Source organism: Pseudoxanthomonas sp. LjRoot125 (genome assembly GCF_964252705.1).
Taxonomy (GTDB): Bacteria; Pseudomonadota; Gammaproteobacteria; order Xanthomonadales; family Xanthomonadaceae; genus Pseudoxanthomonas_A.
Map to the genome: position 1 here is coordinate 215,307 of NZ_CAXUOY020000003.1, position 25,386 is coordinate 240,692.

General features: G+C 66.7%; 28 protein-coding genes and 1 pseudogene. 21 read left to right on the top strand and 8 right to left on the bottom strand.

The genetic code is table 11. The annotated features are described in order from the left end of the window. Position 1: 1 nt before the first annotated feature. Positions 2-529 carry a hypothetical protein gene (locus tag ACSION_RS18000; protein ID WP_435307141.1) on the bottom strand — a complete coding sequence of 176 codons (528 nt, stop codon included), beginning with the start codon at positions 527-529 and terminating at the stop codon, positions 2-4. A gap of 124 nt (positions 530-653) precedes the next feature. On the opposite strand from ACSION_RS18000, the gene ACSION_RS18005 reads away from it, so the two are divergent. The 9 genes from ACSION_RS18005 (at position 654) to ACSION_RS18045 (ending at position 9,228) form a co-directional block, all read left to right on the top strand. Next, on the top strand, positions 654-1,277 hold the full coding sequence (locus tag ACSION_RS18005) for a lectin (protein ID WP_435307142.1): 624 nt from the start codon (positions 654-656) through the stop codon (positions 1,275-1,277). A 51-nt stretch (positions 1,278-1,328) separates the two neighbouring features. Continuing rightward, positions 1,329-2,279 (top strand): calcium/sodium antiporter, encoded by a 951-nt coding sequence (locus ACSION_RS18010; protein WP_435307143.1) that lies wholly within the window; start codon positions 1,329-1,331, stop codon positions 2,277-2,279. 87 nt (positions 2,280-2,366) lie between these two features. Further along, positions 2,367-5,198 (top strand): monovalent cation/H+ antiporter subunit A, encoded by a 2,832-nt coding sequence (locus tag ACSION_RS18015; RefSeq protein ID WP_435307144.1) that lies wholly within the window; start codon positions 2,367-2,369, stop codon positions 5,196-5,198. A gap of 16 nt (positions 5,199-5,214) precedes the next feature. Continuing rightward, on the top strand, positions 5,215-5,640 hold the full coding sequence (locus ACSION_RS18020; protein WP_093488023.1) for a Na+/H+ antiporter subunit C: 426 nt from the start codon (positions 5,215-5,217) through the stop codon (positions 5,638-5,640). Beyond that, positions 5,637-7,202 carry a monovalent cation/H+ antiporter subunit D gene (locus tag ACSION_RS18025; protein ID WP_435307145.1) on the top strand — a complete coding sequence of 522 codons (1,566 nt, stop codon included), beginning with the start codon at positions 5,637-5,639 and terminating at the stop codon, positions 7,200-7,202. The genes ACSION_RS18020 and ACSION_RS18025 overlap by 4 nt, the downstream gene beginning before the upstream one ends. Before the next feature lie 2 nt (positions 7,203-7,204). Then, a complete protein-coding gene (locus tag ACSION_RS18030; protein ID WP_435307146.1) occupies positions 7,205-7,705 on the top strand; it encodes a Na+/H+ antiporter subunit E in 501 nt (166 codons plus the stop codon). Further along, positions 7,702-7,986, top strand: coding sequence for a K+/H+ antiporter subunit F (locus ACSION_RS18035; protein WP_093488016.1), 285 nt, complete (start codon positions 7,702-7,704; stop codon positions 7,984-7,986). Before ACSION_RS18030 ends, ACSION_RS18035 begins: the two co-directional genes overlap by 4 nt. After that, positions 7,983-8,354, top strand: a complete 372-nt coding sequence (locus ACSION_RS18040; RefSeq protein ID WP_056879441.1) for a Na+/H+ antiporter subunit G — start codon at positions 7,983-7,985, stop codon at positions 8,352-8,354. Before ACSION_RS18035 ends, ACSION_RS18040 begins: the two co-directional genes overlap by 4 nt. Further along, positions 8,347-9,228, top strand: a complete 882-nt coding sequence (locus tag ACSION_RS18045; RefSeq protein ID WP_435307147.1) for an SDR family oxidoreductase — start codon at positions 8,347-8,349, stop codon at positions 9,226-9,228. The genes ACSION_RS18040 and ACSION_RS18045 overlap by 8 nt, the downstream gene beginning before the upstream one ends. 4 nt (positions 9,229-9,232) lie before the next feature. Here ACSION_RS18045 and ACSION_RS18050 read toward each other — a convergent pair whose 3' ends face one another. Beyond that, a complete protein-coding gene (locus ACSION_RS18050; protein WP_435307148.1) occupies positions 9,233-9,712 on the bottom strand; it encodes a DUF962 domain-containing protein in 480 nt (159 codons plus the stop codon). A 91-nt stretch (positions 9,713-9,803) separates the two neighbouring features. Next, the gene (locus ACSION_RS18055; protein ID WP_435307149.1) at positions 9,804-10,730 is read right to left on the bottom strand and encodes a phosphoribosylaminoimidazolesuccinocarboxamide synthase; all 927 of its coding nucleotides are present in this window, start codon (positions 10,728-10,730) and stop codon (positions 9,804-9,806) included. Positions 10,731-10,929: 199 nt separating this feature from the next. On the opposite strand from ACSION_RS18055, the gene ACSION_RS18060 reads away from it, so the two are divergent. The 11 genes from ACSION_RS18060 to ACSION_RS18110 all read left to right on the top strand — a co-directional run bounded on the left by ACSION_RS18060 (position 10,930) and on the right by ACSION_RS18110 (position 20,311). Next, positions 10,930-11,259, top strand: a complete 330-nt coding sequence (locus ACSION_RS18060; RefSeq protein WP_435307150.1) for a J domain-containing protein — start codon at positions 10,930-10,932, stop codon at positions 11,257-11,259. An 8-nt stretch (positions 11,260-11,267) separates the two neighbouring features. Continuing rightward, a complete protein-coding gene (gene rpe, locus ACSION_RS18065) occupies positions 11,268-11,945 on the top strand; it encodes a ribulose-phosphate 3-epimerase (protein WP_435307151.1) in 678 nt (225 codons plus the stop codon). A 284-nt stretch (positions 11,946-12,229) separates the two neighbouring features. Further along, entirely contained in the window at positions 12,230-13,156 is a 927-nt protein-coding gene (gene yegS / locus ACSION_RS18070; protein WP_435307152.1) for a lipid kinase YegS, read from the top strand. A gap of 157 nt (positions 13,157-13,313) precedes the next feature. After that, a complete protein-coding gene (gene trpE, locus ACSION_RS18075; RefSeq protein ID WP_435307153.1) occupies positions 13,314-14,786 on the top strand; it encodes an anthranilate synthase component I in 1,473 nt (490 codons plus the stop codon). Further along, positions 14,786-15,850 carry a threonine aldolase family protein gene (locus tag ACSION_RS18080; RefSeq protein ID WP_435307154.1) on the top strand — a complete coding sequence of 355 codons (1,065 nt, stop codon included), beginning with the start codon at positions 14,786-14,788 and terminating at the stop codon, positions 15,848-15,850. Before trpE ends, ACSION_RS18080 begins: the two co-directional genes overlap by 1 nt. A 68-nt stretch (positions 15,851-15,918) precedes the next feature. Next, a complete protein-coding gene (locus ACSION_RS18085; RefSeq protein WP_435307155.1) occupies positions 15,919-16,698 on the top strand; it encodes an SIMPL domain-containing protein in 780 nt (259 codons plus the stop codon). A gap of 3 nt (positions 16,699-16,701) precedes the next feature. Continuing rightward, complete coding sequence (locus tag ACSION_RS18090) at positions 16,702-17,280, top strand: anthranilate synthase component II (RefSeq protein WP_093487987.1); 579 nt, start codon at positions 16,702-16,704, stop codon at positions 17,278-17,280. 65 nt (positions 17,281-17,345) lie between these two features. Further along, positions 17,346-18,389 carry an anthranilate phosphoribosyltransferase gene (gene trpD / locus ACSION_RS18095; protein ID WP_093487985.1) on the top strand — a complete coding sequence of 348 codons (1,044 nt, stop codon included), beginning with the start codon at positions 17,346-17,348 and terminating at the stop codon, positions 18,387-18,389. A gap of 1 nt (position 18,390) precedes the next feature. Continuing rightward, positions 18,391-18,750 (top strand): antibiotic biosynthesis monooxygenase family protein, encoded by a 360-nt coding sequence (locus ACSION_RS18100; protein ID WP_435307156.1) that lies wholly within the window; start codon positions 18,391-18,393, stop codon positions 18,748-18,750. Between the two features lie 47 nt (positions 18,751-18,797). Then, a complete protein-coding gene (gene trpC / locus ACSION_RS18105) occupies positions 18,798-19,592 on the top strand; it encodes an indole-3-glycerol phosphate synthase TrpC (RefSeq protein ID WP_435307157.1) in 795 nt (264 codons plus the stop codon). Then, on the top strand, positions 19,589-20,311 hold the full coding sequence (locus tag ACSION_RS18110; protein ID WP_435307158.1) for an HAD-IB family phosphatase: 723 nt from the start codon (positions 19,589-19,591) through the stop codon (positions 20,309-20,311). The genes trpC and ACSION_RS18110 overlap by 4 nt, the downstream gene beginning before the upstream one ends. A gap of 2 nt (positions 20,312-20,313) precedes the next feature. Here the strand turns inward: ACSION_RS18110 and ACSION_RS18115 are convergent, their stop codons facing one another. Both ACSION_RS18115 and ACSION_RS18120 read right to left on the bottom strand, forming a co-directional pair. Then, positions 20,314-20,688, bottom strand: a complete 375-nt coding sequence (locus ACSION_RS18115) for a zf-TFIIB domain-containing protein (RefSeq protein ID WP_435307159.1) — start codon at positions 20,686-20,688, stop codon at positions 20,314-20,316. 81 nt (positions 20,689-20,769) lie between these two features. After that, positions 20,770-22,014, bottom strand: a pseudogene (locus ACSION_RS18120) (type IV secretory system conjugative DNA transfer family protein); the annotation flags it as partial. Positions 22,015-22,148: 134 nt separating this feature from the next. On the opposite strand from ACSION_RS18120, the gene ACSION_RS18125 reads away from it, so the two are divergent. Further along, entirely contained in the window at positions 22,149-23,285 is a 1,137-nt protein-coding gene (locus tag ACSION_RS18125; RefSeq protein ID WP_435307160.1) for a peptidoglycan-binding protein, read from the top strand. A gap of 71 nt (positions 23,286-23,356) precedes the next feature. Here the strand turns inward: ACSION_RS18125 and ACSION_RS18130 are convergent, their stop codons facing one another. The 3 genes from ACSION_RS18130 to crp form a co-directional block, all read right to left on the bottom strand. Continuing rightward, positions 23,357-24,106: a sulfite exporter TauE/SafE family protein gene (locus ACSION_RS18130; RefSeq protein ID WP_435307161.1), complete on the bottom strand. Its 750-nt coding sequence runs from the start codon at positions 24,104-24,106 to the stop codon at positions 23,357-23,359. A gap of 63 nt (positions 24,107-24,169) precedes the next feature. Continuing rightward, positions 24,170-24,583, bottom strand: coding sequence for a GNAT family N-acetyltransferase (locus tag ACSION_RS18135; protein ID WP_435307162.1), 414 nt, complete (start codon positions 24,581-24,583; stop codon positions 24,170-24,172). 80 nt (positions 24,584-24,663) lie between these two features. Beyond that, entirely contained in the window at positions 24,664-25,350 is a 687-nt protein-coding gene (gene crp, locus ACSION_RS18140; protein WP_233210926.1) for a cAMP-activated global transcriptional regulator CRP, read from the bottom strand. Positions 25,351-25,386 lie beyond the last annotated feature (36 nt).

Sequence of the window (25,386 nt, forward strand, 5' to 3'; positions counted from 1 at the left end):
GTCACGGCAGGGCGAGGGCGGCGTCTTCCGGCGCGAGGCGTGCCTGCAGCAGCGGCACGTCTTCCAGCGGCAGCGCTTCGAGCAGGCGTTCGCGGATGCGCTGGGCCAACGTCGTGGCTACGCGACCTTCGAGGAACCGCACCGCGTCGGCGAGCACGTAGAGCATCGCGTCATCGTCGAGCCGCGACTGCAGGCGGTCGCGGTGATGTCGTGCCTCCGCATCCCGCTGCAGTTCGAGCATGCCCGACAGATAGATCCGGGCGGCCACCCGTGAGCGGCGCGGTCCGGTGGATGCGGTCGATGTCGCGGGCGGGGGCGCCGTTGCGATCGCCGGTGACGATGTCGCGAGGTAGCCGTCCCGCACCAGGCGCTGGATCAACAGCGGCGCATCCTGTCCCAGCAATTGCACCAGTTCGTCCAGCCCGCGCTGGCCATCGCACAGGATCAGCGTCCGGCGCTCGCGCATGCCCAGCGTGCCGCCATGGGCCTGGAGCGTGGTGCGGGCGAGGTCGGTCTTGGACGGGCGCATGGCAGAACCGGAGGGGCCGGCGCGCAGGCTAGTACGTCGCCATGAAGTGCCGATGACAGCCCGGCGTTCGCGGTGACTTAACGCGTAAACGTTAGTCTTCAGGTTTGTGCATAGGAGAGAGCCGATGAAGTCGATGCTGCCGATCGTGATGGTCGCTGCCCTGTTGTCTGCCTGCCAGCGCGAGGAGGCGCCGGCCGCGGCCGACGCGGACCCGCTGACCACGGCGGCGAGCACCCCGGTGGCGGAGACGCCGGCCCCGGTGCCGGCGGTCGACGACACGGCGGCACCGGCCGGTCCGGTCAGCCAGGCCAGCTTCCTCGGCTATGGCGACATGAAGCTGGGCAGCACCGTGGACGAGGCGCGTGCGGCCTGGGGCGGTGAATTGAACGGCGCGCCGATGGAAGGCACCACCTGCCACTACCTGTGGCCGAAGTGGATCAGCCGTCCTGCCGACTTCGCCTTCATGATGGAAGAGGGCAAGTTCGTCCGCTATGACGTGGGCATCGACAAGGAAACCGCGCCGGGCGGCGGCAAGGTGGGCATGAGCGTGGAAGAGCTGCAGAAGCTCTACGGTGGCGCGCTGAAGGGCACGCCGCACAAGTACGTGCAGGGCGGCCAGTACCTGTCCATCGATGCGGGTGACGTGGCGCCGACCAAATTGATCTTCGAGGCCGACGCCGCCGGCAAGGTCACCTCGTGGCGCGTGGGCCTGTCGCCGCAGGTCGAGTACGTCGAAGGCTGTTCCTGAGGAAGCGGGGCGGCATAGAATCCCCGCAATCCACGAGGGGAGTGCGGGGCGATGATGGAAGCCTGGGGCTATTTCGCATTGGGCCTGGTGCTGCTGGCACTGGGCGGTGACTCCATCGTCAAGGGTGCCTCGGGGCTCGCGCAACGCGTCGGCGCCTCGCCCTTCATCGCCGGCCTGCTGCTGATCGCCTTCGGCACCTCGCTGCCGGAGCTGGCGGTCAATGCGCGCGCGATGTGGGTGGGTTCCCAGGAACTCGCGCTCGGCAACGCCGTGGGCAGCAACATCGTCAACCTCGGCCTGACCCTCGGCTTGGCCGCCGTGATCGCGCCGGTCGTCGTGCGCATGCGCCTGCTGTCGCCGGTGCTCGTGTTGCTGGCGCTCGCCACGCTGGCGCTGATCGTGTTCGGCCTCGATGGCATGGTCAGCCGCATCGAAGGCATGGTGCTGCTGCTCGCCTTCGTCGCGATGGTGGCGTTCCTGCTGGCGCGCGCGCGCAGCGAGGACGCCGCGGTGCGCGCCGAGATCGAGGCTTACGCGAGCACGCGTACCGATTTGTGGATGAACCTGCTGCGTTTCGTCGTGGCAGCCGTGTTGCTGTACTACGGCGCGCGCTTCGTGGTGCAGGGCGCGCCGGTGATCGGCGCGCATTGGGGTCTCTCGCCGTTGCTCACCGGCCTGCTGCCGGTCGCCATCGGCACCGCACTGCCGGAAATCGCCGCGGCCGCCATGGCGGCCCGCCGCGGGCAGGGCGACATGGTGGCGGGGCACGTGATCGGTTCCAGCCTGTTCAACCTGCTGGTGGTGGTGGGTGGCATGGCGGCGTTCCGGCCGTTGCCCTTGCCCGAGTCGTTCGTGCGGCTTGAACTGCCCGCCGCGATCGCCTTCGTGCTCGTGCTCTACCCGATGTTGCGCGGCGACCTGCGTATCAGCCGGCGGGAAGGCGCCTTCCTGCTCATCGCCTTTTTCGGCTGGCTGGTGCTGGAGATCGCGCTGCTGGCCTGAACCACGGGTCAGGCAGGGCGTGACGGGTTTGTTAAACTCGGGCGGATTGCTCGTGAATGACGCATTCCCTGCAACGCAAGGCGGTTGATGATCCCTTTTCTTGAAATCCTGCTGGCGCTGCCGTTTGTGCTCGCGCTGGTGGTGGCGCTGGCGCGCGGCCTTCCGCGCGGGGCGACCGCATGGCTGGCCGGGCTCGCACCGTTACTGGGCCTGGTGCTGCTGGCGTGGATGACGCCGAGCGTGCTGCAGGGCTGGAACCTGCGCGCCGAGCACGCCTGGCTGCCGCAGATCGGCCTGGATTTCACCCTGCGCCTCGACGGATTGGCCTGGATGTTCGCCGGCCTGGTGCTGGCGATCGGCGTGCTGGTGGTGATCTATGCGCGCTACTACCTCAGCGAGAAGGACAGCGCGCCGCGCTTCTTCGCCAGCCTGCTGCTCTTCATGGGGTCGATGCTCGGCGTGGTGCTGGCCGGCAACCTGCTGTTGCTGGTGGTGTTCTGGGAACTGACGAGCATCAGCTCGTTCCTGCTGATCGGCTTCTGGTCGCATCGCCAAGATGCGCGAGAAGGCGCCCGCATGGCGCTGGCGATCACCGGTGCCGGCGGTCTTGCGCTGCTCGGTGGCGTGCTGCTGATCGGACGCATCGTCGGCAGCTACGACCTCGACGTGGTGCTGGCGTCGGGCGAGCTGATCCGTGCAAGCTCCTTGTATCCCTGGGCGCTGGCCCTGGTGCTGGCGGGCGTGTTCACCAAGAGCGCGCAGTTCCCGCTGCATTTCTGGCTGCCGCATGCGATGGCGGCGCCCACGCCGGTGTCGGCCTACCTGCATTCGGCCACGATGGTGAAGGCAGGCGTGTTCCTGCTCGCGCGCCTGCATCCGGCGCTCGCGGGCACCGACCTGTTCTTCTACGTGGTGACCACGGTCGGTGCGCTGACGCTGCTGATCGGCGCGTGGTTCGCGATCTTCCAGCACGACCTGAAGGGCCTGCTGGCGTATTCCACCATCTCGCACCTCGGGCTGATCACGCTGCTGTTCGGCATCTCCACGCCGATGGCCGTGGTGGCGGGCGTGTTCCACATCCTCAACCACGCCACGTTCAAGGCCTCGCTGTTCATGGCGGCGGGCATCATCGACCACGAAACCGGCACCCGCGACATGCGCCGGCTGGGCAACCTGCGGCGTTACCTGCCGTGGACCAGCGCGCTGGCCATCGTCGCGTCGCTGGCGATGGCCGGCATTCCGCTGCTCAACGGGTTCCTGTCGAAGGAAATGTTCTTCGCCGAGGCGATCGACATCCCCGGCCATCGCGCGATGCGCGATGCGATCGCGGTGGCGGCGCTGCTGTACGGCATCTTCGGCGTCGCCTACAGCCTGCGGTTCGTCTACGAGACGTTCTTCGGCGAGGGCCCGCGCGCGTTGGACACCACCCCGCACGAGCCGCCGCGCTGGATGAAGATCCCGGTGGAAGTGCTGGTGGTGCTGTGCGTGGCGGTGGGCATGTTCCCGGCCTTCACCGTGGCGCCGGTGCTGAAGGCAGGCGCCGGCGCGATCCTTGGCTCTGCGATGCCCGACTACAGTCTCGCGGTCTGGCACGGCATCAACACGCCGCTGCTGATGAGCCTGGCCGGCATCGCCGGTGGCGTGCTGCTGTATTTCGGCCTGCGGCGCCTGTTCGACCTGCATGCGATCGTGCGGCGGTCGCTCGGCCGGAACCTGTTCCGCTGGAACATGGAAGCCCTGTACGCGGTGGCGGGACGCTTCACGGCACGCGTGGCGAATGGCAGCCTGCAACGCAGCCTGTTGTTCCTCGTACTCGCGGCGCTCGCCGCGGGCGCGGCACCCTTCATCGCGGGCGTATCGCCGCCGCTGGCGTGGCGCGCGCCGCAACCGATGCCGCTGCTCGGCTGGCTGCTGTGGCTGGTGCTGGTGGTGTGCGCGGTCTATACGATCCGTCTGTACCGGCAGCGCCTGCTCGCCGTGATCGTGCTGGGCGGCGCGGGGCTGGTGGTCAGCCTCACCTTCGTCTTCTTGTCCGCGCCCGACCTGGCCCTTACCCAGTTGATGGTCGAAATGGTCAGCCTGGCGCTGTTGTTGTTGGGCATGCACTACCTGCCGCCGCGCTCGCCGCCCGAGCGCACGCCGCGCAGGCGCCTGCGCGACATCGTCGTGTCGCTGGCCGCGGGATTGGGCGTAGGTTCGTTGGCGTATGCCGTGATGACGCGTCCCGGCGACACGATCAGCGGTGAAATGCTGGCGCGTTCGCTGCCCGAGGCCTACGGCAGCAACGTGGTGAACGTGATCCTGGTGGACTTCCGCGGCTTCGACACCTTCGGCGAGATCACCGTATTCGGTATCGCCGCGTTGATCGTGCACGCGCTGCTGCGCCGCGCGCGGATGGCGCCGGAGAAGGTGATGTCGGGCCCGCCGATCCAGCTGCCGGTGCCGGCCGACCTGGCGCAGATCATGTTCCCGCTGACGCTGACGGTATCCGTATTCCTGTTCCTGCGTGGCCACAACGCGCCGGGTGGCGGGTTCATCGCCGGGCTGGTGCTGGCCGTGCCGCTGCTGGTGCAGTACGTCATCCAGGGTGCGGCATCGGTCGAGTCGCGCTTCGGTTTCGACTACGTCAAGTGCATCGGCGTGGGCCTGATCGTGGCGGGCGTGAGCGGCGTGGCCTCGATGGGATTCGGGGTGCCGTTCCTCACCAGCGGCCACCTCGACCTCGACCTGCCGCTGATCGGGACCGTACCGCTGGCCAGCGCGATCGGCTTCGACACCGGCGTGTACCTGGTGGTGTTCGGCGGCGCGATGCTGATCCTGTCGATGCTCGGCACGATCAAGCCCTCCCGCACGCGCATCTCGCACCTGGGCGTGATGGAGCCCGGCGACCGTTCCACCCGCACCGGAGACATGCGTTGATGAGGGCCGCACCGTAATGGAACTGGCGATGGCGAGCGCGATCGGCATCCTGACCGCGGCGGGCGTGTACCTGCTGCTGCGTGCGCGCAGTTTCGACGTCATCCTCGGGCTGACGCTGTTGTCGTATGCGACCAACCTGCTGATCTTTTCCGGTGGCCGACTGGTCCCGGGCAAGCCGCCGGTCCTCCGCGACGGCGTTCCGACCGACCTGGCGAACTACACCGATCCGTTGCCGCAGGCGCTGGTGCTGACCGCCATCGTGATCGCCTTCGCGATGACGGCGGTCACCGTGGTGCTGGCGATCCGCAGCCGCGGCGACAACGACAGCGACCACGTGGACGGCCGCAAGGCCGAGCGCGAATTCCAGGCCGCCGAACAGCGCCGCCATGACGAGGCGCGCGAGCTCGCGAAGACCGACGGCGATGCGGAGGACGGCGCATGAGCCACTTGCCCATCCTGCCGATCCTCATCCCGCTGTTCGCCGCGTCGATCGCGCTGTTCTTCGAACACCGTCGCTTCGGCATGGTGCCGCAACGGATCGTGGCCTGGCTGTCGGTCGCGGCGATGCTGGGCGTGTCCGGCACGATGGTCGCGCAGGCGGCCAGCGGCGAGGTCCAGGTCTATCTGCTCGGCGACTGGCCGGCGCGGCTGGGCATCGTGCTGATGGTCGATCGCCTGTCCGCACTGATGGTGCTGGTGGGCCTGCTGCTCGGTGCGGCCTGCCTGCTGCACGCTTGCGCGGGCTGGGATCGGCGCGCACCGCACTTCCATGCGTTCTTCCAGTTCCAGCTGATGGGCTTGAACGGGGCCTTCCTCACGGGCGATGTCTTCAACCTGTTCGTGTTCTTCGAAGTGCTGCTGATCTCGTCGTACGGGCTGATGCTCAGCGGTGGCCGCGGCGATCGCATGCGTGCGGGCCTGCACTACGTGACCTTCAACATCGCGGCCTCGACGCTGTTCCTGATCGCGCTGGGTCTGCTGTACGGCCTGCTGGGGTCGTTGAACATGGCCGAGCTGTCGGTGCGGGTGGCGCAGTTGCCTGCCGGCGACGTGGCGCTGGTGCAGGCGGCGGCGGGCCTGTTGTTCGTCGTGTTCTGCGCGAAGGCCGCGCTGTTGCCGATGTACTTCTGGTTGCCGGAGACCTACACCCACGCACCGGCCGCGGTCGCGGGGCTGTTCGCGATCATGACCAAGGTCGGCCTGTACGCGGTGCTGCGGCTGGGCACCCTGACATTCGGCGCGGCGGGACCGCTCGCGGGTTTCGCCTGGCCCCCGCTGCTCGCACTTGGCGCCGCCACGCTGGTGCTCGCTTCGCTCGGCGTGCTGGCGGCCAACCGGTTGCGCGCGCTGGCGGCGTACCTCGTGCTGGGCTCGGCGGCGACGCTGTTCGTGGCGTTCTCGCTGCACACCGCGGGGACGATCGGTGCGGGCTTGTACTACCTGGTGCACAGCAGCTTCGCCGGCGCCGCGCTGTTCCTGCTGGCGGACCTGATTCGCCGTCGTCGCGGACATGCTGGCGACCGCAAGGACGTCATCGCTGCGCTGCCGGGCAAGACGGTGCCGGGCCTTCTGTTCCTGGTTGCAGCGGTGTCGCTGGCGGGCCTGCCGCCGCTGTCGGGCTTCATCGGCAAGCTGCTGCTGCTGGGCGCGGTACCGGAGGGTCCACGCACCTTCTGGGTCTGGCTGCTGGTGCTGGGCACCAGCTTCATGATGTTGGTAGGCCTGGCGCGCGCCGGCACGCGCCTGTTCTGGCGCACCGAACCGTGGCCGGACGCCAGTGCGGAGACGCACGCGGCCTTCACGCCTGCCGGCGACCTGGCGCATGCGCCTTCGCGCCCGCTGGAAACCGCCGCCATCGTGCTGCTGCTCGGCTATGGCGTGGCGCTGGTGCTGGCGGCCTCGCCGCTGCTCGACTACACCCATGCCACCGCGGTGCAATTGCAATCGCCCGGCGACTACGTACAGCAGGTACGCGCCGCCATGCCCACGTTGCGGGAGCCCTGAGCATGGTCGCGAGCTGGCGCAAGCGTTGGTTGCCGTCGCTGCCGTTGAGCGCGACGGTGTTCTGCTTCTGGTTGCTGATGAACGATGAGATCAGCGCTGGCCAGGTGGTGATGGCGACGGTGTTGGCGCTGGTCATCCCGCCGTTCGCGGCGCGCCTCGATCGCGAGTTCGCGCGGATCGGCCGGTTGCGCAGCGTGCCGCGCATGCTGGGCGTGCTTGCGTTGGACATCGTGCAGGCCAACATCACCGTCGCCCTGCAGGTGCTTGGGCCGGAACGGAAGATCCATCCGGGATTCATCTGGGTGCCGCTGGATATCGCCAACATCCACGGCATCGCCGCGCTCACCAGCATCATCACGCTGACGCCGGGCACGGTGTCGTCGGCGTTGTCGGATGACCGGCGCCATCTGCTGGTGCACGTGCTGAACCTGGACGACGCCGACGAAGTGATACGGCAGATCAAGACGCGCTACGAAGCGCCGCTGATGGAGATATTCCCATGACGCCGCAGGCCCTGGTGATGTACGCGATCGTCGGCGCGATGCACGTCGTCGGAATCGCCATGCTGCTGGCGCTGTTCCGCCTCGTGCGCGGCCCGAGCGTGCCCGACCGCATCCTCGCGCTGGACACACTGTTCGTGGCGGCGATCGCGCAGCTGATGCTGTTCGGCATGTACCTGGGCACGGCGGTCTACTTCGAAGCGGCACTGATCATCGCCATGCTCGGTTTCGTCGGCACGGTGGTGCTGAGCAAGTACGTGCTGCGCCGGGACATCGTCGAATGAGCTGGGTCTTCGCCATCCTGCTGGTGTTGCTGCTGGCCGTGGGCAGCTTCTTCATCCTCGTGGGTTCTTTCAGCCTGGTGAAGCTGTCGGAGTTCTTCAAGCGCCTGCACGGACCGACCAAGGCCAGCACGCTGGGCGTGGGCTGCGTGCTGATCGCCTCGATCGGCTACCACGCGCTGTCGGGCACCGATCCGCAGCCGCGCGAGCTGCTGATCACCGCGTTCCTCTTCATCACCGCGCCGATCAGCGCGCACCTGATGGCCAAGGCTGCGCTGTCGCTGCACATGGCGGAGCGGCCGCCGATGCCGGGCGGCGAACCGCCGCGCCCCATCGATGCGGTCGACGATGGCGCCCGCCCGGATGCCTGATACACCGACGCGCACGGCGCTGGTGTTCGGCGCCAGCGGCCAGATCGGGGACGCGTTGTTGGCGCGGCTGGCGGGCGAGGGATGGCAGGTGTTCGCGGTGTCGCGCGATCCACGTCCGTCGTCTACCGGGATCGTCTGGTTGAAGGGCGACTTCGCCGGTATCGCAGGATTGCCCTCGTCCGTGGACGTCATCTTCAGCACCGGGCCGCTGGATGGCTTCGCGCAGTGGTATGCGCGTGGCGACGTGATCGCATCGCGCGTGGTCGCATTCGGTTCCACCAGCCTCGACACGAAACAGGCCTCAGGCGATGCGTACGAGCGCGATATCGTCGCGCGACTGCAGGCCGCGGAGCGCACGGTGTTCGTTACCGCCTCCGCCTGCGGTGCCGCCGCGACGCTGCTGCGACCCACGCTGGTGTATGGCGCGGGGCGCGACCAGACCCTGGCGCGCATCGCCGCGATGGGCCGGCGCATGGGCTTCTTTATGCTGCCGCGTGGTGCGGATGGAAAGCGCCAGCCGGTGCACGTGGACGATCTGGCGCACGCTGCGCTCGCGGTCGTGGATGCCTCCGCCACGCACGGCCAGGCCTACGCGCTGCCGGGTGGCGAAACGCTCGCGTACCGCGACATGGTGGCGCGCACGCTGGCGGCGCTGTCGCCGCCGGTGCGGCTGTGGGAGCTGCCTATGCCGGTGTTTCGTGCCGTGCTGGGCATCGCGCGGATGACGGGCGCGATGCGCGGGCTCACGGATGATGCCGTGGCCCGCATGCGCGAGGACCTGGTGTTCGACGTGGCGCCGGCGCGCCGCGATTTCGGTTTTGCGCCGCTCGCCTTCGAGGTCGATGCGCGCGCGCTGGGCGAGGGCGGCCGCTAGCCGCTCAGTACTTCCAGCCCATCTTCCGGTAGAACTTGCTGAGGACCCAGACCGGCCCGATCAGCAGGTAGGTGAGGTCGGTCAGGAAGCTGGGCTTCTTGCCTTCGATCTTGTGGCCGATGAACTGGGCGATCCACGCGACCACGAACACCGTCACCGCGAGGAAGAACAGGTTCTGCAGCCCGAGCAGGCTTTCCAGCCAGCGGGTCAGCCACGCCATCGCGATGAAGATCGCCAGCATGCCGAAGCCCAGCGGACGCGAGAGTTTGTAGTAGTACATCCACGCGCCGAACATCGCCAGCGCCGCCCACATGCCGGATTTCACCCAGGTGCCGAACACCGGGATGCACCAGAGCAGCGCCACCACCGTCCACAGGATCGCCGGCACGGCGAACACATGGATCATCTGGTTGGTCTCGTTGACGTGGTCGCCGGAATAGCTGGCGAACCAGCGGTCCACCGGGCGTTGCGCAGTCGCGTTCATTCATCCCTCCCGAGGATGGCAATGCGGCAGGGTATGGAGCATACCCCAGCCCGGCAGGGTGTGCCGGGCCGTCCGGCGGGAGGGCCGTCGATCAGTCGACGATGATGCCGGCGAGCTTCTGCAGCGCTTCCGCGTACTTGGCGCGGGTGCGCTCGATGACCTCGGCCGGCAGCGCCGGGCCGGGCGCGGTCTTGTTCCAGTCCAGCGTTTCCAGATAGTCGCGCACGAACTGCTTGTCGTAGCTCGGCGGGCTGGTGCCGACTTCGTACTGGTCCGCGGGCCAGTAGCGCGAGGAGTCGGGCGTCAGCATCTCGTCCATGATGTACAGGCGGCCGTCTTCGTCCGTGCCGAACTCGAACTTGGTGTCGGCCAGCAGGATGCCGCGTTCAGCCGCGAAATCGGCGGCGAAGCGGTAGATGCGCAGGGTGGCGTCGCGCACGCGCTCGGCCAGTTCGGCGCCGACGGTCTTCACCATGGCGTCGAAGTCGATGTTCTCGTCGTGGTCGCCGACGGCGGCCTTGGTCGAGGGGGTGAAGATCGGCTCGGCCAGCTTCTCGGCCTGGCGCAGGCCGTCGGGCAGTTCGATGCCGCTGACCTTGCCGGTGCGCTGGTAGTCCTTCCAGCCGCTGCCGATCAGGTAACCGCGCGCGATGGCTTCCACCGGCACGGGCTTGAGCTTCTTCGTCACCACCGCACGCTTGGCGTACAGCGAGGCGTCCACGCCGGCCGGCAGCACGCTGGCCACGTCGATGCCGGTCAGGTGGTTCGGCATCAGGTGTGCGGTCTTGGCGAACCAGAAGTTGGAGATCTGGCAGAGCATTTCGCCCTTGCCGGGAATGGGGTCGGGCAGCACCACGTCGAACGCGCTCAGGCGATCGGTAGCGACCATCAACAAGTAGTCGCCGGCCGGTGCATCGGCGGGCAGGCGGTCGCGGGGCAGGTCGAACACGTCGCGGACCTTGCCGCGATGGCGCAGGGTGAGGCCGGGCAGATCGGATTGGAGCAACGTCGTGGGCACAAACACTCCTTGGGGAGTCCGGAAGCCATCGAGGCGGTACAGCGTCGTGGGGGCGTGCGGCAGGCCGTGCGCCCGTGCCCCGGGGCGGCCGTCTACCCGCGGGTGGCGGGGCCGGGTACCGGACCGGGCCGCGTAGTGTACGGCGCTTGGGGCCCGTGTGTGCCGTAAAATGGCGCGATTGCCGGAGAAGGCGGGCCGAATGAAGCGCTGGTACGGAAAACTGCTGGGATTCGTGGCCGGGTGGCTGCTGATGCGCCATCCGCTGGGCGGCCTGGTGGGCCTGATCATCGGCCATGCCTTCGACGAGGACTGGTTCAAGCTCAGTCGCGACAACCCGTACCGCGTGTTCGACCTGACCAGCGATGCCAGCGATGCGGAAATCGACCAGGCCTACCGCCGGCTGATTTCCCAGTACCACCCCGACAAGATGGCCGGCGCGGCGGAAGACCTGCGCCGCCAGGCCGAACAGAAGGCCGGCGAGATCAACGCCGCCTACGACCACATCAAGACCCAGCGCAAGCGCAAGTGAGCCTCTCCATGTCGAACTGCATCATCGCCCCGTCCATCCTGTCCGCGAACTTCGCCCGCCTCGGCGAGGAAGTCGACAACGTACTGAAGGCCGGCGCCGACTGGGTCCACTTCGACGTGATGGACAACCATTACGTGCCCAACCTGACCATCGGCCCGCTGGTGTGCAGTGCGCTGCGCAAGCACGGCGTCACCGCGCCGATCGACGTGCACCTGATGGTGGAGCCGGTGGATCGCATCATCCCGGACTTCGCCGAGGCCGGCGCCAGCATCATCAGCTTCCACCCGGAAGCCTCGAAGCACGTGCACCGCACGATCCAGCTGATCAAGTCGCTGGGCTGCAAGGCCGGCCTGGTGCTCAACCCCGGTACGCCGGTCGAAGTGTTGGATTGGGTGCTGCCGGAACTGGACCTGGTGCTGCTGATGTCGGTGAACCCGGGCTTCGGTGGGCAGGCCTTCATTCCGTCGGCGCTGGACAAGCTGCGTGCCGTGCGCGCGATGATCGACAAGACCGGCAAGGACATCCGCCTGGAGATCGACGGTGGCGTGAAGGCCGACAACATCGGCCAGATCGCGGCCGCGGGCGCGGATGCCTTCGTCGCCGGCTCGGCGATCTTCAATGCACCGGACTACAAGGACGTGATCGAGCGCATGCGTCAGGCCGTGGCCGACGCGCGTGGCGCCTGAAAAAAGCAGAAGGGCGATGGCTTTCGCCACCGCCCCGGAAGAATTGGAGGCTGATCCTGCCTCCGCCCGTCGTCCCTGCTATGGCCTTCCACACTACGCAGCGTCTGTGACGAAGCCGTGACAGCGGCTTTGCCGTTGTAGGAGCGACGTGAGTCGCGACCGTAGACCCCGAGTTCCGAAATTCCTGGGTCCGCAGCTTCCCTGCAAGCCGTAGCGTGCGGTCGCGACTCACGTCGCTCCTACAGGAGAGCGGCTATGCTCGCGCGTCCTCCAAGGAATCCCCCATGACCGCACCCCGCTGGCGCCTGATCCTCAATGGAAAATCCGCCGGCGACGATGCCCTGCGCGAGGCCGTGGGTGCGATGCGCGAGGCCGGCATCGCCCTTGATGTGCGCGTCACCTGGGAAAACGGCGATGCTGAGCGTTATGTCGCCGAAGCCATCGCCGATGGTGTGGATACGGTGATCGCCGCCGGCGGCGATGGCACCTTGAGCGAAGTCGCCACCACGCTGGCGCATCGCGACGAGCGCGCCGACGCGTTGCCTTCGCTGGGACTGGTGCCGATGGGCACGGCGAATGATTTCGCCACCGCCGCCGGGATTCCCGACGAGCCACTGGCGGCATTGGCGTTGGTCCGCGACGCGGCGGCCGTGCCGCTCGACCTGCTGCGCATCGACGCCGACGACGGCATCCATTGGTGCGCGAACCTGGCCAGTGGCGGGTTCGGCACGGAGGTGACCGTCGAGACAGACGAAGGACTGAAGAAAATGCTGGGTGGCCTGGCCTATCTGATCACCGGCATCGCCAAGCTGGGCCGCATCGAGCCCGTGGCCGCGCGCGTCGAAGGCCCGGACTTCGCCTGGCAGGGCGACTTCATCGCGCTCGGCCTTGGCAACGGACGACAGGCCGGTGGAGGACAGGCGCTGTGCCCGGACGCGCTGGTCGATGACGGCCGGCTCGACCTGACCATCGTCCCGGAACTCTCGGGCGAAGTCGCCGCCACCGTCGGCACGCTGGTCAAGGACGGCAAGCATGCGGCGCTGGATCGCGTCGCCGAACGTGCCCGGCTGACCTGGGTGGAACTGAGTGCCGACGCGCCGATGACGCTCAACCTGGATGGCGAGCCGGTGCGCTCGCGGCGGTTCCGCGTGGACTGCGTGCCGGGCCGGGTCCGCATGCACCTGCCGGCCGACTGCCCGCTGCGGGGGTGAGCGCTGGCCAGCTGGCCGGTGGGGTCGGGCATCGGGTAGAGTAGGGCCGTGTCCCACCCCACGCGCCCGCTTTCCAAACTTTCCGCACGCCGCAGCTGGCGATGGTGGCCCGTAGCCGTCGCCCGCCCTGCCACCGCGTCCCGGAAGGAAAGCCCGCTTGATCTCGCACGACCAGTTCCAGCAGTTCGCTGCTGAAGGCCACACCCGCATCCCTGTTGTCCGTGAAGTGCTGTCCGACCTGGACACGCCGCTTTCGGTCTACCTGAAACTCGCCGACGCGCCGCATACCTACCTGTTCGAATCGGTGGAAGGCGGCGAGCGTTTCGGCCGCTATTCCATCATCGGCCTGCCGGTGCGCCGCGTGGTCACTTTCCATGGCCATCGCGTGGAGATCCGCGACCACGGCCAGTTGGTGGAGTCGCGCGACGTGGACGATCCCTTCGCCGAAGTCGAAGCGCTGCGGGCGGCGCATTCGGTGCCGCGCCTGCCGGGCCTGCCCGGGTTCACGGGCGGCCTGGTCGGCTGGTTCGGTTTCGAGTGCATCGGCTACATCGAGCCGCGCTTGGCCACGGGCGACAAGCCGGACGAACTCGGCACGCCCGACATCCTGTTGATGCTGTCGGAAGAAGTTGCCGTCTTCGACAACCTCAAGGGTCGCCTCTATCTGATCGTGCATGCCGACCCGCGCGAAGCCGATGCATGGGAAGGTGCGCAGGCGCGGCTGGATGCGCTGACCACCAAGTTGCGCCAGCCGGGTTCGTATCCCACGCCGATCACCCGCGACGTGCTGGACGAGAGCCACTTCGTTTCCGGCTTCACCCATGACGGTTTCATCGCCGCGGTGGAGCAGTCGAAGGAATACATCCGTGCCGGCGACATCTTCCAGGTGGTGCTGAGCCAACGGCTGAGCGTGCCGTTCAATGCACGTCCGGTGGATGTCTACCGCGCGCTGCGCGCGCTGAATCCCTCACCGTACATGTACTTCCTCGACGTCGGCGATGTGCAGGTGGTGGGCTCGTCGCCCGAGATCCTGGTGCGCCTGGAGCAGGGCGAAGTCACCGTGCGCCCGATCGCGGGCACGCGCCCGCGCGGCAAGACCCACGACGAAGACATCGCGCTGGAAGCCGAATTGCTCGCCGACCCGAAGGAGCGAGCAGAGCACCTGATGCTGATCGACCTGGGCCGCAACGACACCGGTCGCGTGTCGGAAGCCGGCACGGTGCAGGTGGGCGAACAGTTCGTCATCGAGCGCTACAGCCACGTCATGCACATCGTCAGCGAAGTCACCGGAAAACTCTTGCCCGGCCTGAGTTACGCGGACGTGCTGCGCGCGACGTTTCCCGCCGGCACGGTCAGCGGTGCGCCGAAGATCCGCGCGCTGGAAGTCATCCGCGAACTGGAGCCGATCAAGCGCAACGTCTACGCCGGCAGCATCGGCTATATCGGCTGGCACGGTGATGCCGATACCGCCATCGCCATCCGCACCGCCGTCATCAAGGATGGCCGCCTGCACGTGCAGGCTGGTGCCGGCATCGTCTACGACTCCGATCCCGAGAAGGAATGGGACGAGACGATGAACAAGGGGCGCGCGCTGTTCCGCGCCGTCGCGGAAGCAGCCAAGGGGTTGTGATGGAGATCGCGACCGACAACGCCAGGATCAGCCTGCGCAACGACTACAGCGAGGGAGCACACCCGCGCCTGCTGCAGGCGCTGGCCGTGGCGAGTGCCGAGATCAACCGCGGCTACGGGCTGGATGTTCACAGCGTTCGCGCCGCCGCACTGATCCGCGACCGCCTTGGTCGTGATGCCGACATCCATTTCCTCGCCGGCGGCACCCAGACCAATCTCGTCGCGTTGGCCGCCTTCCTGCGCCCGCACGAAGCGGTGATCGCACCGGCCAGCGGCCATATCGCCACGCACGAAACCGGCGCGATCGAGGCCGGCGGCCACAAGGTGCTGACCATCGCCACCGTGGACGGCAAGCTGAGCCCCGATCTGATCCAGCCCTGTCTGGATGGTCATGGCAGCGAGCACATGGTGAAGCCGCGGTTGGTCTACATTTCCAATACCACCGAGTGGGGCACGCAGTACAGCGCCGCGGAACTGCAGGCACTCGGCGCGTTATGCCGCGATCGCGACCTTTTGCTCTACGTCGATGGTGCACGCCTCGCCTCGGCACTCACGACGCCCGGCAACGATGTCGACCTGGCGCTGCTGTCGACCGAGGCCGATGCCTTCTACATCGGCGGCACCAAGAACGGTGCCTTGCTCGGTGAGGCGCTGGTCATCGTGAGCCCCGCGCTGCGCACCGATTTCCGTCACGTCATCAAGCAGCGCGGCGCGATGCTCGCCAAGGGCATGGTGGTCGGCGCGCAGTTCGAAGCCTTGTTCGAAGACGGCCTGTATTTCGTGCTGGCGACGCACGCGAATGCCATGGCGGCGCGCCTGCGGGAGATCCTGCAGCAGGCCGGCGTGCCGCTGGCGGTGGATTCGCCCAGCAACCAGGTGTTCCCGATACTGCCGGACGCGGTGGTTGAGCGTCTCGGACAGTACGTGGAGTTCGAAACCTGGGAGCGGCGCAGCGATGGCACCACGGTGATCCGACTGATGGCATCGTGGGCAACGCCGGAGTCCGACATCGAAGCGTTCACGGCCGTCCTGGCGCATGTGTTGGCGGAGGACCAAGACCGATGACCGCATCTGGAACCCCGCAGTCGATGGTGGGGCGTTCAACAGGGAAGTCCTTGAACCGGAGAGATCCCATGAAGCTGCGCTACCTTCTGTTTGTGCTTGCGTTGGCCCTGTCCTCCGACCTGGCGGCCCAGGTCAATGCGCTCCCCCCGACGCGCCATATTCTGGTGTACGGCGAAGCGCAAGCGCGCGCGATTCCGGATCGCTTCAAGATATCCGTGAATTTCGAGGCCATCGACATGAACGCGGACGCTGCGCGCCGACGAGTCGAGGAGAACGTGCAACAGGTCCTCGGAAAGCTGAAAGCCGCAGGCGTCGCGGATGGCGAGATCGTGGCCACGTCGATGGAAATGGGCACGCGAGAGCGCTACGACGACAGGAAGAGTGAGCAGGTATTTGTGGGAACGGGCGTCAAGCGCACCGTTGTCGCTCGATTTGACAGCCAGGCGTCGCTCAAGACGTTCTTGGCCGACCTGAGGACGTCGAAGGAGTTGAATGTCTCAAGCGTGGACACCGAATTAGCGGACGAAGCCGAACTTCGCAGGGCGCTTCGCGAGAAAGCCATTGAATCATCGCGAGAAAAAGCGGAAACCATCGCAAAGGCCTACGGCGCGAGGTTGGGTGGACTGTACAGCGTTTCAGACGTGGCGCCGCAGTTCCAGTATGGGGTCCGCGAGGGCAGTTGGCCTTCGACCTATGAATGGGGCCGATTCCAAGAGACGGACGGGTACACGCTCGACAAGGTCCAGGTAACGGGATCCCGGATGAAGCGGGCGAATCTCGAGTCGTTCCAGACGGGCTACGTTACCTTCACCGACAAAATCTACGCCGTATTCCTGCTTGCGGATTGACCCATGCTGCTGATGATCGACAACTACGACAGCTTCACCTACAACCTCGTGCAGTACCTGCAGTCGCTGGGTGCCGAGGTGAAGGTGGTGCGCAACGATGCGATGACGGTGGATGAGATCGCGAAGCTCGCGCCCGAGCGCATCGTGATATCGCCCGGCCCGTGCACGCCGAACGAAGCGGGCGTTTCGCTGGAAATCATCGAGCGGCTGGGCGCCAATACGCCGATCCTCGGCGTCTGCCTGGGCCACCAGAGCCTGGGTCAGGCGTACGGCGGCAACGTCATCCGGGCGGGCCGCATCATGCACGGAAAGACCTCACGCATCCGCCATGAGGGCAAGGGTGTCTTCGCCGGCTTGCCCGATGCCTACGAGGCCACGCGCTACCACTCGCTGGTCGTAGAGCGCAGCAGTTTGCCGGACGCGCTGGAGGTGACCGCCTGGACCGAGAACGAGGACGGCAGCTTCGAGGAGATCATGGGGCTGCGCCATCGCGAGTTCCCGGTGGAAGGCGTGCAGTTCCATCCCGAATCCATCCTCACCGAGCACGGCCACGCGCTGTTGAAGAATTTCCTCGAACGATGACGTAGGGCGGGCCTTGGCCCGCCATCGCCACGCCGGTGGGCCAGGGCCCACCCTACGGAGCCCACATGCCACTGACCCCGCAAGAAGCGTTGCAGCGCACGATCGAACATCGCGAGATCTTCCACGACGAAATGGTCGACCTGATGCGGCAGATCATGCGTGGCGATGTGTCGCCGACGATGAGTGCGGCGATCCTGACCGGCCTGCGCGTGAAGAAGGAAACTGTCGGCGAAATTGCCGGCGCGGCCACCGTCATGCGCGAGTTCTCGCGTACCGTGGAGGTGCCCGACCGCACGCATCTGGTCGACATCGTCGGCACCGGGGGCGACGGCTCGCATACGTTCAACATCTCCACGTGCTCGATGTTCGTGGCGTCCGCTGCCGGCGCGAAGATCGCCAAGCACGGCAACCGTAGCGTGTCGTCGAAATCGGGCAGCGCCGACGTGCTGGAAGCGCTGGGCGTCAACATCGAGTTGCAGCCCGATCAGGTCGCACAGTCCATCGTGCAGTCCGGCATCGGCTTCATGTTCGCGCCCATCCACCACCCGGCGATGAAGGTCGTTGCGCCCGTCCGTCGCGAGATGGGCGTGCGCACCATCTTCAACATCCTGGGCCCGCTGACCAATCCGGCGGGTGCCCCGAGCATCCTGATGGGCGTGTTCCACCCGGACCTCGTCGGCATCCAGGCGCGCGTGCTGCAGGAACTCGGCGCCGAGCGCGCGCTGGTGGTCTGGGGCCGCGACGGCATGGACGAGCTGTCGCTCGGCGCCGGGACGCTGGTTGGCGAACTGCGCGATGGACAGGTGCGCGAGTACGAGTTGCATCCGGAAGATTTCGGCATCGCCATGGCCGCCAGCCGCAACCTGCGCGTGGGAGATGCCGCGGAGTCGAAGGCCATGCTGTTGGGTGTGCTGGACAACCGGCCCGGCCCGGCGCGCGAGATCGTCGTGTTGAACGCCGGCGCGGCGCTGTATGTCGCTGGTGTAGCGGACAGCATCGAGGCCGGCATCGCCGCGTCGCGCGAGGCCATCGCCAGCGGCAAGGCGCTGGAGCGCCTCCAGCATTTCATCGCCACCACCCAGGCCCTGGGAAAACAGGAAACGCACTGACATGGCCGCCAGCGGATTCGCCAGCCTGCCCAAGCCGCCGTACTACGCGGTGATCTTCTCCTCGCAGCGCAACAGCCAGGATGACGCCGGCTACGGCGCCATGGCCGAGCGCATGGTCGAACTGGCGCAACAGCAGCCGGGCTTCCTCGGGATGGAATCGACCCGCGGCGCGGACGGCTTCGGCATCACCGTGGCGTACTGGGAGAGCGAGGCGGCGATCCTCGCCTGGCGCCAGCATGCCGAGCACACGGCCGCGCGCGAGCAGGGCCGACGGGACTGGTACGACCATTTCGAACTCCGGGTCGCCAAGGTCGAACGCGCCTACGGCTGGGACCGCGCGACGACCGAGCGGCACGGATAGTGCGAAAATAGGGGCCCCGCACAGGCGGGTGCCCGCCTGAGGACTGCATGAGCGACATCCTGACCACCATCCTCGCCCGCAAGGCGGACGAGATCGCCGAGCGCAGCGCCCGCGTATCGCTGGCCGACCTGCGCGCGCGCGCCGACGATGCGCCGCCGACGCGCGGCTTCGCCGACGCGCTCAACGCGATGATCGCGCAGGGTGACCCGGCGGTGATCGCCGAGGTGAAGAAGGCCAGCCCGTCCAAGGGCGTTATCCGCCCGGATTTCCGCCCGGCGGACATCGCGGTCAGCTACGAGTTCGGCGGAGCGGCCTGCTTGTCGGTGCTGACGGATGTCGATTTCTTCCAGGGCGCCGACGACTACCTGCGCCAGGCCCGCGATGCATGCACGTTACCGGTGCTGCGCAAGGATTTCACGGTCGATCCCTACCAGGTGTACGAAGCGCGCGTGCTGGGCGCGGACTGCATCCTGCTGATCGTCTCCGCGCTGGACGACGGCCAGCTGGTCGATCTGTCCGGCCTGGCGTTGCAGCTGGGCATGGATGTGCTGGTCGAGGTGCACGACATCGACGAACTCGAGCGGGCGCTGCAGGTGCCGGTGCCGCTGGTGGGCATCAACAACCGCAACCTGCGCACGTTCGACGTAACGCTGGACACGACGCTGGCGATGAAGGACGCCGTGCCGAAAGACCGCCTGCTGGTCACCGAAAGCGGCATCGTGGTGCCGGATGACGTGGCGAAGATGCGCGCCGCGGGCGTCAACGCATTCCTGGTCGGCGAAACCTTCATGCGGGCGGAAGAACCCGGCGAGGCGCTGCGTCAGCTATTCTTCGCAGCATGACGGACACGCCTTATCCCACGCCTCGCCCAGACGCCCCGGTCGTGGTCTTCGATTTCGACCACACGTTGTACGACGGTGATTCCGGCGGCCACCTGGTGGCCTGGCTGATTAGGCGCAATCCGCTGCGCGCGGTGGTGGCCATCGCCGCATCGATCGTGCTGGGGCCGATGGTGGCGTTCCTGCCCACGCGGCGACGCGGCATTTCCGGCTATATCTGGATCGGTACGTTCGGCCTGCACGGACGTCGCAGCTTCGATGCCCTGATCGACCAGTACGTGGATACGCACCGCCAGGAAGTGCAACAGCGCCTGCTGCCGCACGCGCTCGAGGTTTTCCGCGAGCATCGTGCCGCCGGTGATCGCGTGGTCGTGGCCACCGGCGCGCCGCCTGAACTGGCGCGCGCCATCCTCAGCTTCGTCGCCCACGAAGACGTACCCGTGATCGGTACGGCAGTGGGGCCACGCCTTGGCGCGGTGGTGGCCACGCGCCACTGCCACAACGAAGAAAAGATGCGGATGCTGCGCGAGCGCGGCTACGGCGAGATCGCCGTGGCCTACTCGGACAGCAGCGCCGACCTGCCGCTGCTCAAGGCGGCACGTGCCCCCGTCGTCGTCAACCCGAAGCCGGCACGCGTGGACATGTTCAAGCGCGTGCTACCACCTGGCACGCCGATCCTCAACTGGGGATGCAAGGAGCGGGGCGGCGCGGGAGCTCCCTGATCTCAGGTGCGTTCGGGCGCGTTCCAGTCCCGGATCAGGTCGGCGAACTCGATTTCCGCGAAATCCTGGTATTCGCCCGCATCGTAGAAGCGCCCGTAGCAGTTCTTGCAGCTCTCGAACCAGATATGCGGCTGCTGCGGATCGACCATGCGGATCAGGTCCCGATTGCCGATGCAGACCGGGCACTTGATCCGGTCGACCTTGTTGCATTCCTCGCCCTGTGCCGGGTCGCCGGTATCGATCTCTTCGGCACGATGCTTGAGCGTCTCGTGCGCCATCATCTCGAACCACAATCCCTTGCATTGCGTGCACCGATGCGCGGTGGCCTCCGGCTCCACGATCAGTTCCATCAGGCTATGGCACTTGGGGCACTGCATGGAAGGAACTCCCGGGCATGGTGGGTCGATTCCGGCGGATTCTAACCCGGATGCCCCGACGTCCGGCAGGCGCCGCGTGCGCTATATCCGCAGCGGCTCGACGTGTGCCTTGGGCAGCAAGCGGCGGGTGAAGTACGCGTCCTCGAAATACCGGATCTTGCTACACAAGATGGGATGCGCCAGGCCCTCGTACAGGACGATCTCTTTCTTGGGTCCCATGGCCTTGAGCTCCTGGGGAAGCATCAGCGCCCGCTTCTCCAGCACCTCGTTGTCGGAGACATTCTTCCCCTGGCCATGCGACCGCGTCCGGGAGCGCCGCCGGATGGTGGTGTAGCCCAGCATTTCGGAGTAATCATTGGCATCCTGCTGCTCGCGGGGTGCGTAGATGATCTGCAACGCATGGTTGGTAATGATGGTGCGCGACAGCTCCTTTCCGTACACCGCGTCCAGCTGCGCCATCGACTGGATGATCGGCAGCAGCCTCAGGTTATATCCCGCCATGTACGCAACGGACTTCGAGATGATGTCCACGCGACCGATCGCGGTGAACTCATCCATCAGCAGCAGGCACTGATGCTTCAGCGACGCGTCGTTCTGCGGCAGCGTCTTGGTGTTGACGTTGATGAGCTGGCTGAAGAACAGGTTCACGATCAACCGGCTTTCGGCGAGCTTGTTCGGCTGGATGCCGACATAGATCGTCATGCGACGTCGACGTACGTCGTCAAGACGGAAGTCGTCCGCACTGGTGGCGGCGTCCAGGACCGGATTGAGCCATGGATTCAGTGGCTCGCGGAAGGAACCGATGATCGAAGCGAACGTCACGTCGGCCTGGGACAGAAGTCCCGCGAACGCCGTGCGTGTCTGCGCGCTGAGGAACGGCGCTTCAATGAGCTTCTGGAGGTAGGGCTTCAACTCGCCCCCGTCGCCCGATGCGACGCGCAGAATAGCGCCCAGTGTTGGTCTCTCCACCGCATGATCGTGCCCATGCCGCTCGAAGACGTAAAGCGAAAACGCAAGGAAGGCATTGCGCGCCTGACTGACCCAGAATTTGTCCTTGTCATCGCCATCGGGATAAAGCATTGCTGCGATGCTTTGCAGGTCGGATACGCGGAACGCGGGATCGCTCGAAACATACGTCATCGGATTCCAGCGGTGCGTCCTGCGATCTTCCGCGAAAGGATTGAACAGGTAGACCTCGTGCCCGATCGACTGCCTCCAGCCCGACGTAAGGTCGAAGTTTTCCTGCTTGATATCCAGCACCACGGCGGACTCGCGATAATCGAGCAGATTAGGAATCACTATTCCCACGCCCTTTCCGGAGCGAGTACTGGAATACCAAGTATGCCGCCATCAGCATTCCCGATCGCGGCATACAGGCGGGCCAGCCCGATGCGGCAGCCCGTGAGCGCACGTCGCCGCTGGCCGATGGAGTGCTGCTTAATGGCGAACGAGGCGAGGAAGTGCGCGGGCTGCAGACCTCGTTGAACCAGCTCGGTTTCCGCGATGGCCAGGGTGCGGAACTGGAAACGCGTTCTGGCATCTATGGCGGCAAGACGCAGGAAGCGGTGCGTGCCTTCCAGGTGGCGAACCAACTGGAAGCCACGGGCAATGCCGATGCGCGCACGCGCGCGACCATCGCGCAGCAACTGGCGTTGCCTGAGCAGGAGCGCCGTGCCCAGCCCACGGAAGCGCAGCGGCGCGAAGGCGGACTGACCTGGCCGACGCCGGGTAATCGCGACATCAATGAGGCCGACAAGCCGCGCGAGGGTCGGGGCGAGTTCGGTACGCCGCGTAGCGGTGGCCGGCGTCATGGCGGTATCGACATCCAAGGCGATACCGGCGATCCCATTGTCGCAGTTGCAGGCGGCACAGTCGTGGTGCGCCCGAACAATGGTGCGGCGGGCAACACAGTTCATATCCGGCATGATGACGGCTCTCTTAGCAAGTACTTCCATCTGGGCGAGTTCAGCGTCCGAAACGGCCAGCGCGTGGAAGCCGGGCAGCAGGTCGGCACCATGGGGCGCTCAGGCAATACGCCAGCGCAAGGCGACACGCATCTGCATTTCGAGCTGTGGCGGGACGGTCGCCAGGTCGACCCGTTGCCATATTTGCGCGGTGCAAACCGGGATGCCGCCGTGCCCGCACGATCCGCATCGCCCGAGGTGCTGCGTGACGGAGGCTCCGGGGCGTCGGTGCGGGAGCTGCAGCAGCAGCTCAACCAACTGGGCTACCGCGGCGCCGACGGTCAGTCTCTGGAGACATCGAGCGGCAGATTCGGTCCCCAGACGGAGCATGCGCTGCGGGCGTTCCAAGCGGATCGCGGGCTCAAGGTTGATGGCGTGTATGGCGAGCGGTCGCGTGAGGCGATGGCGATCTCCGTGCGTGACACGCGCGATGTCGCTCCTGTGGAAGCAGCATCGCAGCGTTCGTTCGCGGACCGCATGTTCTCTGCATTGCAAAGTGGCGATGACCGCGCCATGCGTCAGGTGCTGGACGATTACGTCAAGACACCGGCCGGTCAGAGCTGGCAGAAGGAACAGTCCGTGGTGGACCAGCAGGCTGCGCCGCAACGCGATCAGGCGGCTCCTTCCCGCTGAGCAGTTGCGATGGGTGCGGGTCGGTTCAAGGGCCGACCCGCATGTCCGCTAGGGATGCCAGTCGCGAATGCCTAGAAGAACCACGCGCGACCGATCTGATACAGGCTGATCGACAGAACCAGCACGCCCACGACCTTCAAGACGATTCGCTCGGACACGTGGCGTACGAACCAGGCGGCGAACGGTGCGGCGATGGCGCCGCCGACTAGCAGGCCGAGCACGATCTCAAGGTGGTCCAAGCCGATCGTCAAAAGGAATGTCAGCGATACCACCAGCGTGATGACGAATTCCGACGCACTGACCGTACCTATCGTAGTGCGTGCCTGTCCGCCACGGGCGAGCAGGGTGGACGTGGCGAGCGGGCCCCATCCGCCGCCACCCGTGGCGTCCAGCAGGCCGGCGAAGAATCCCAGCACCGGTACGCGCTTGACCTCCTCGCGTGGCATCCAACGGCCGAACGAACGGACGAGGATCAGGATCGCCAGCGCCAGCAGATACAGGTAGACGAAGGGCCGGATGGCATCGCCCGGCAGGCGGGTGAGTACGTAGGCACCGAGTGCTCCGCCGATGGACCCCGAGATCGTCAGGCGCCAGAACAGGCGTTTGTCGATGTTGCGGAAGTAGGCGTGCGATGCGCCGGACACGCCGGTGGTGACGACTTCCGCCGCATGCACGCTGGCGCTGACGGCCGCCGGGGGAAGCCCCATGCTGAGCAGGATCGACGAGCAGATCAGGCCGAAGGCCATACCCAGCGCGCCATCGACCAACTGCGCGCCGAGGCCGATGAGGATGAACCAGAAGAACTCGCTGCCAAACTCCATCCACGGATTCCTGCCGGTGGGGGATCCGGCATCGCATCCCCGAAGGATACCCTGCGTTGTCGATCAGGCTCCGCCGAGTGCGCGGGTGAAGCGAAGCGAGCTTTCGGCAAAACCGCAGGCGCGGTAGAACGCGTGAGCCTCGGTGCGATGCAGGGCGGTGGTCAGTTCGAGTCGCACGCAGTCCGCGCTGCGTGCACGGCGGTAGGCTTCCTCCAGCAACTGGCGGCCGAGCCCGCTGCCTCGCGCTTCGGTGGCGACGACCAGCGCGGTGATCCGGCAGATGAGCGCGCCCAACGGAACGTAATAGAGGAAGTGCAGGCCGACGAGGCCGCATCGCGCGCCGTCACGCCGGGCGAGCAGCAGCACCTGCTGGCGATCGGCATCCACAGCATGGATGCGCTCAGCCGCTTCTCGCGTGGAACAGGGATAACCGAGCTCTGCGAGCAGGTGGGCGACATCATCTGCGTCCCCTGGCATGGCGGGACGGATGTCGAGAGGTGGAAGCGCGTTGGGAGGCGCGGCCGGTCGCAGAGGAGGACCGGCCCGGCCCATGAAGATCAGCGGGTGCCGTACAGGACGACGGTCTTGCCCCTGGCATGCAGCGAGCCGTCAGCCTGCAGCTTCTTCAGCACGCGACCGGCCATCTCGCGCGAGCAGCCGACCAGGCGCGCGAGCTCCTGGCGGGAGACGCGCAGCTGGGTGCCTTGCGGATGGCTCATGGCCTCCGGTTCGCGGGCGAGGTCGTGCAGGGTGCGGACGATGCGGTCGGTCACGTCAAGGAACGCCAGACGGCTGGCCTTGCGACTGGTGTCCAGCAGGCGCCGGGACAACTGGGCGCCGATGGCGTACAGCAGCTTGGGGGCATCGGCCGAGAGCGTGCCCAGGAACAGCTGATGCAGGCGCTCGTAGCTGATCTCCGCCAGTTCGCACTGGGTCCGGGTCCGCAGGATCACTTCCCGGCGGTCGGACTCGATGAACAGGCCCATCTCGCCGACGAATTCACCGCTGCCGAAGTAGCCGAGGACCAGTTCGCGGTCGTCGTCTTCCTCGGTAATGATGCTGACCGAGCCGCTGACCACGTAATACAAGGTGCCGGCCGGGTCTCCCGGGCGGAACACGTCGGCGCGGGCCGGGTAGCGTCGCCGATGGCTATGGGCGAGGAAACGCTCAAGCGTGGCGTTGTCCGGCGTCAGGGGGCTGGCGGCGGGGCGAGCGGGGGCTGAAAGGGGGATGCCTGGGCTCATGGTGGTCGCGGCTTGTAATTCCGGAAGCTTAGTCCG

What these genes read in the sequence shown, in the direction of transcription:
- trpD (WP_093487985.1), top strand. Translation starts at nt 17,346, where the DNA reads ATGCCACTGACCCCGCAAGAAGCGTTGCAGCGCACGATCGAACATCGC.
- ACSION_RS18005 (WP_435307142.1), top strand. Translation starts at nt 654, where the DNA reads ATGAAGTCGATGCTGCCGATCGTGATGGTCGCTGCCCTGTTGTCTGCC.
- ACSION_RS18010 (WP_435307143.1), top strand. Translation starts at nt 1,329, where the DNA reads ATGATGGAAGCCTGGGGCTATTTCGCATTGGGCCTGGTGCTGCTGGCA.
- ACSION_RS18050 (WP_435307148.1), bottom strand. Translation starts at nt 9,712, where the DNA reads ATGAACGCGACTGCGCAACGCCCGGTGGACCGCTGGTTCGCCAGCTAT.
- trpC (WP_435307157.1), top strand. Translation starts at nt 18,798, where the DNA reads ATGAGCGACATCCTGACCACCATCCTCGCCCGCAAGGCGGACGAGATC.
- ACSION_RS18090 (WP_093487987.1), top strand. Translation starts at nt 16,702, where the DNA reads ATGCTGCTGATGATCGACAACTACGACAGCTTCACCTACAACCTCGTG.
- ACSION_RS18130 (WP_435307161.1), bottom strand. Translation starts at nt 24,106, where the DNA reads ATGGAGTTTGGCAGCGAGTTCTTCTGGTTCATCCTCATCGGCCTCGGC.
- ACSION_RS18110 (WP_435307158.1), top strand. Translation starts at nt 19,589, where the DNA reads ATGACGGACACGCCTTATCCCACGCCTCGCCCAGACGCCCCGGTCGTG.
- ACSION_RS18035 (WP_093488016.1), top strand. Translation starts at nt 7,702, where the DNA reads ATGACGCCGCAGGCCCTGGTGATGTACGCGATCGTCGGCGCGATGCAC.
- ACSION_RS18115 (WP_435307159.1), bottom strand. Translation starts at nt 20,688, where the DNA reads ATGCAGTGCCCCAAGTGCCATAGCCTGATGGAACTGATCGTGGAGCCG.
- ACSION_RS18025 (WP_435307145.1), top strand. Translation starts at nt 5,637, where the DNA reads ATGAGCCACTTGCCCATCCTGCCGATCCTCATCCCGCTGTTCGCCGCG.
- ACSION_RS18080 (WP_435307154.1), top strand. Translation starts at nt 14,786, where the DNA reads ATGGAGATCGCGACCGACAACGCCAGGATCAGCCTGCGCAACGACTAC.
- yegS (WP_435307152.1), top strand. Translation starts at nt 12,230, where the DNA reads ATGACCGCACCCCGCTGGCGCCTGATCCTCAATGGAAAATCCGCCGGC.
- rpe (WP_435307151.1), top strand. Translation starts at nt 11,268, where the DNA reads ATGTCGAACTGCATCATCGCCCCGTCCATCCTGTCCGCGAACTTCGCC.
- ACSION_RS18100 (WP_435307156.1), top strand. Translation starts at nt 18,391, where the DNA reads ATGGCCGCCAGCGGATTCGCCAGCCTGCCCAAGCCGCCGTACTACGCG.
- ACSION_RS18015 (WP_435307144.1), top strand. Translation starts at nt 2,367, where the DNA reads ATGATCCCTTTTCTTGAAATCCTGCTGGCGCTGCCGTTTGTGCTCGCG.
- crp (WP_233210926.1), bottom strand. Translation starts at nt 25,350, where the DNA reads ATGAGCCCAGGCATCCCCCTTTCAGCCCCCGCTCGCCCCGCCGCCAGC.
- ACSION_RS18060 (WP_435307150.1), top strand. Translation starts at nt 10,930, where the DNA reads ATGAAGCGCTGGTACGGAAAACTGCTGGGATTCGTGGCCGGGTGGCTG.
- ACSION_RS18000 (WP_435307141.1), bottom strand. Translation starts at nt 529, where the DNA reads ATGCGCCCGTCCAAGACCGACCTCGCCCGCACCACGCTCCAGGCCCAT.
- ACSION_RS18040 (WP_056879441.1), top strand. Translation starts at nt 7,983, where the DNA reads ATGAGCTGGGTCTTCGCCATCCTGCTGGTGTTGCTGCTGGCCGTGGGC.
- ACSION_RS18135 (WP_435307162.1), bottom strand. Translation starts at nt 24,583, where the DNA reads ATGCCAGGGGACGCAGATGATGTCGCCCACCTGCTCGCAGAGCTCGGT.
- ACSION_RS18020 (WP_093488023.1), top strand. Translation starts at nt 5,215, where the DNA reads ATGGAACTGGCGATGGCGAGCGCGATCGGCATCCTGACCGCGGCGGGC.
- ACSION_RS18030 (WP_435307146.1), top strand. Translation starts at nt 7,205, where the DNA reads ATGGTCGCGAGCTGGCGCAAGCGTTGGTTGCCGTCGCTGCCGTTGAGC.
- ACSION_RS18085 (WP_435307155.1), top strand. Translation starts at nt 15,919, where the DNA reads ATGAAGCTGCGCTACCTTCTGTTTGTGCTTGCGTTGGCCCTGTCCTCC.
- ACSION_RS18045 (WP_435307147.1), top strand. Translation starts at nt 8,347, where the DNA reads ATGCCTGATACACCGACGCGCACGGCGCTGGTGTTCGGCGCCAGCGGC.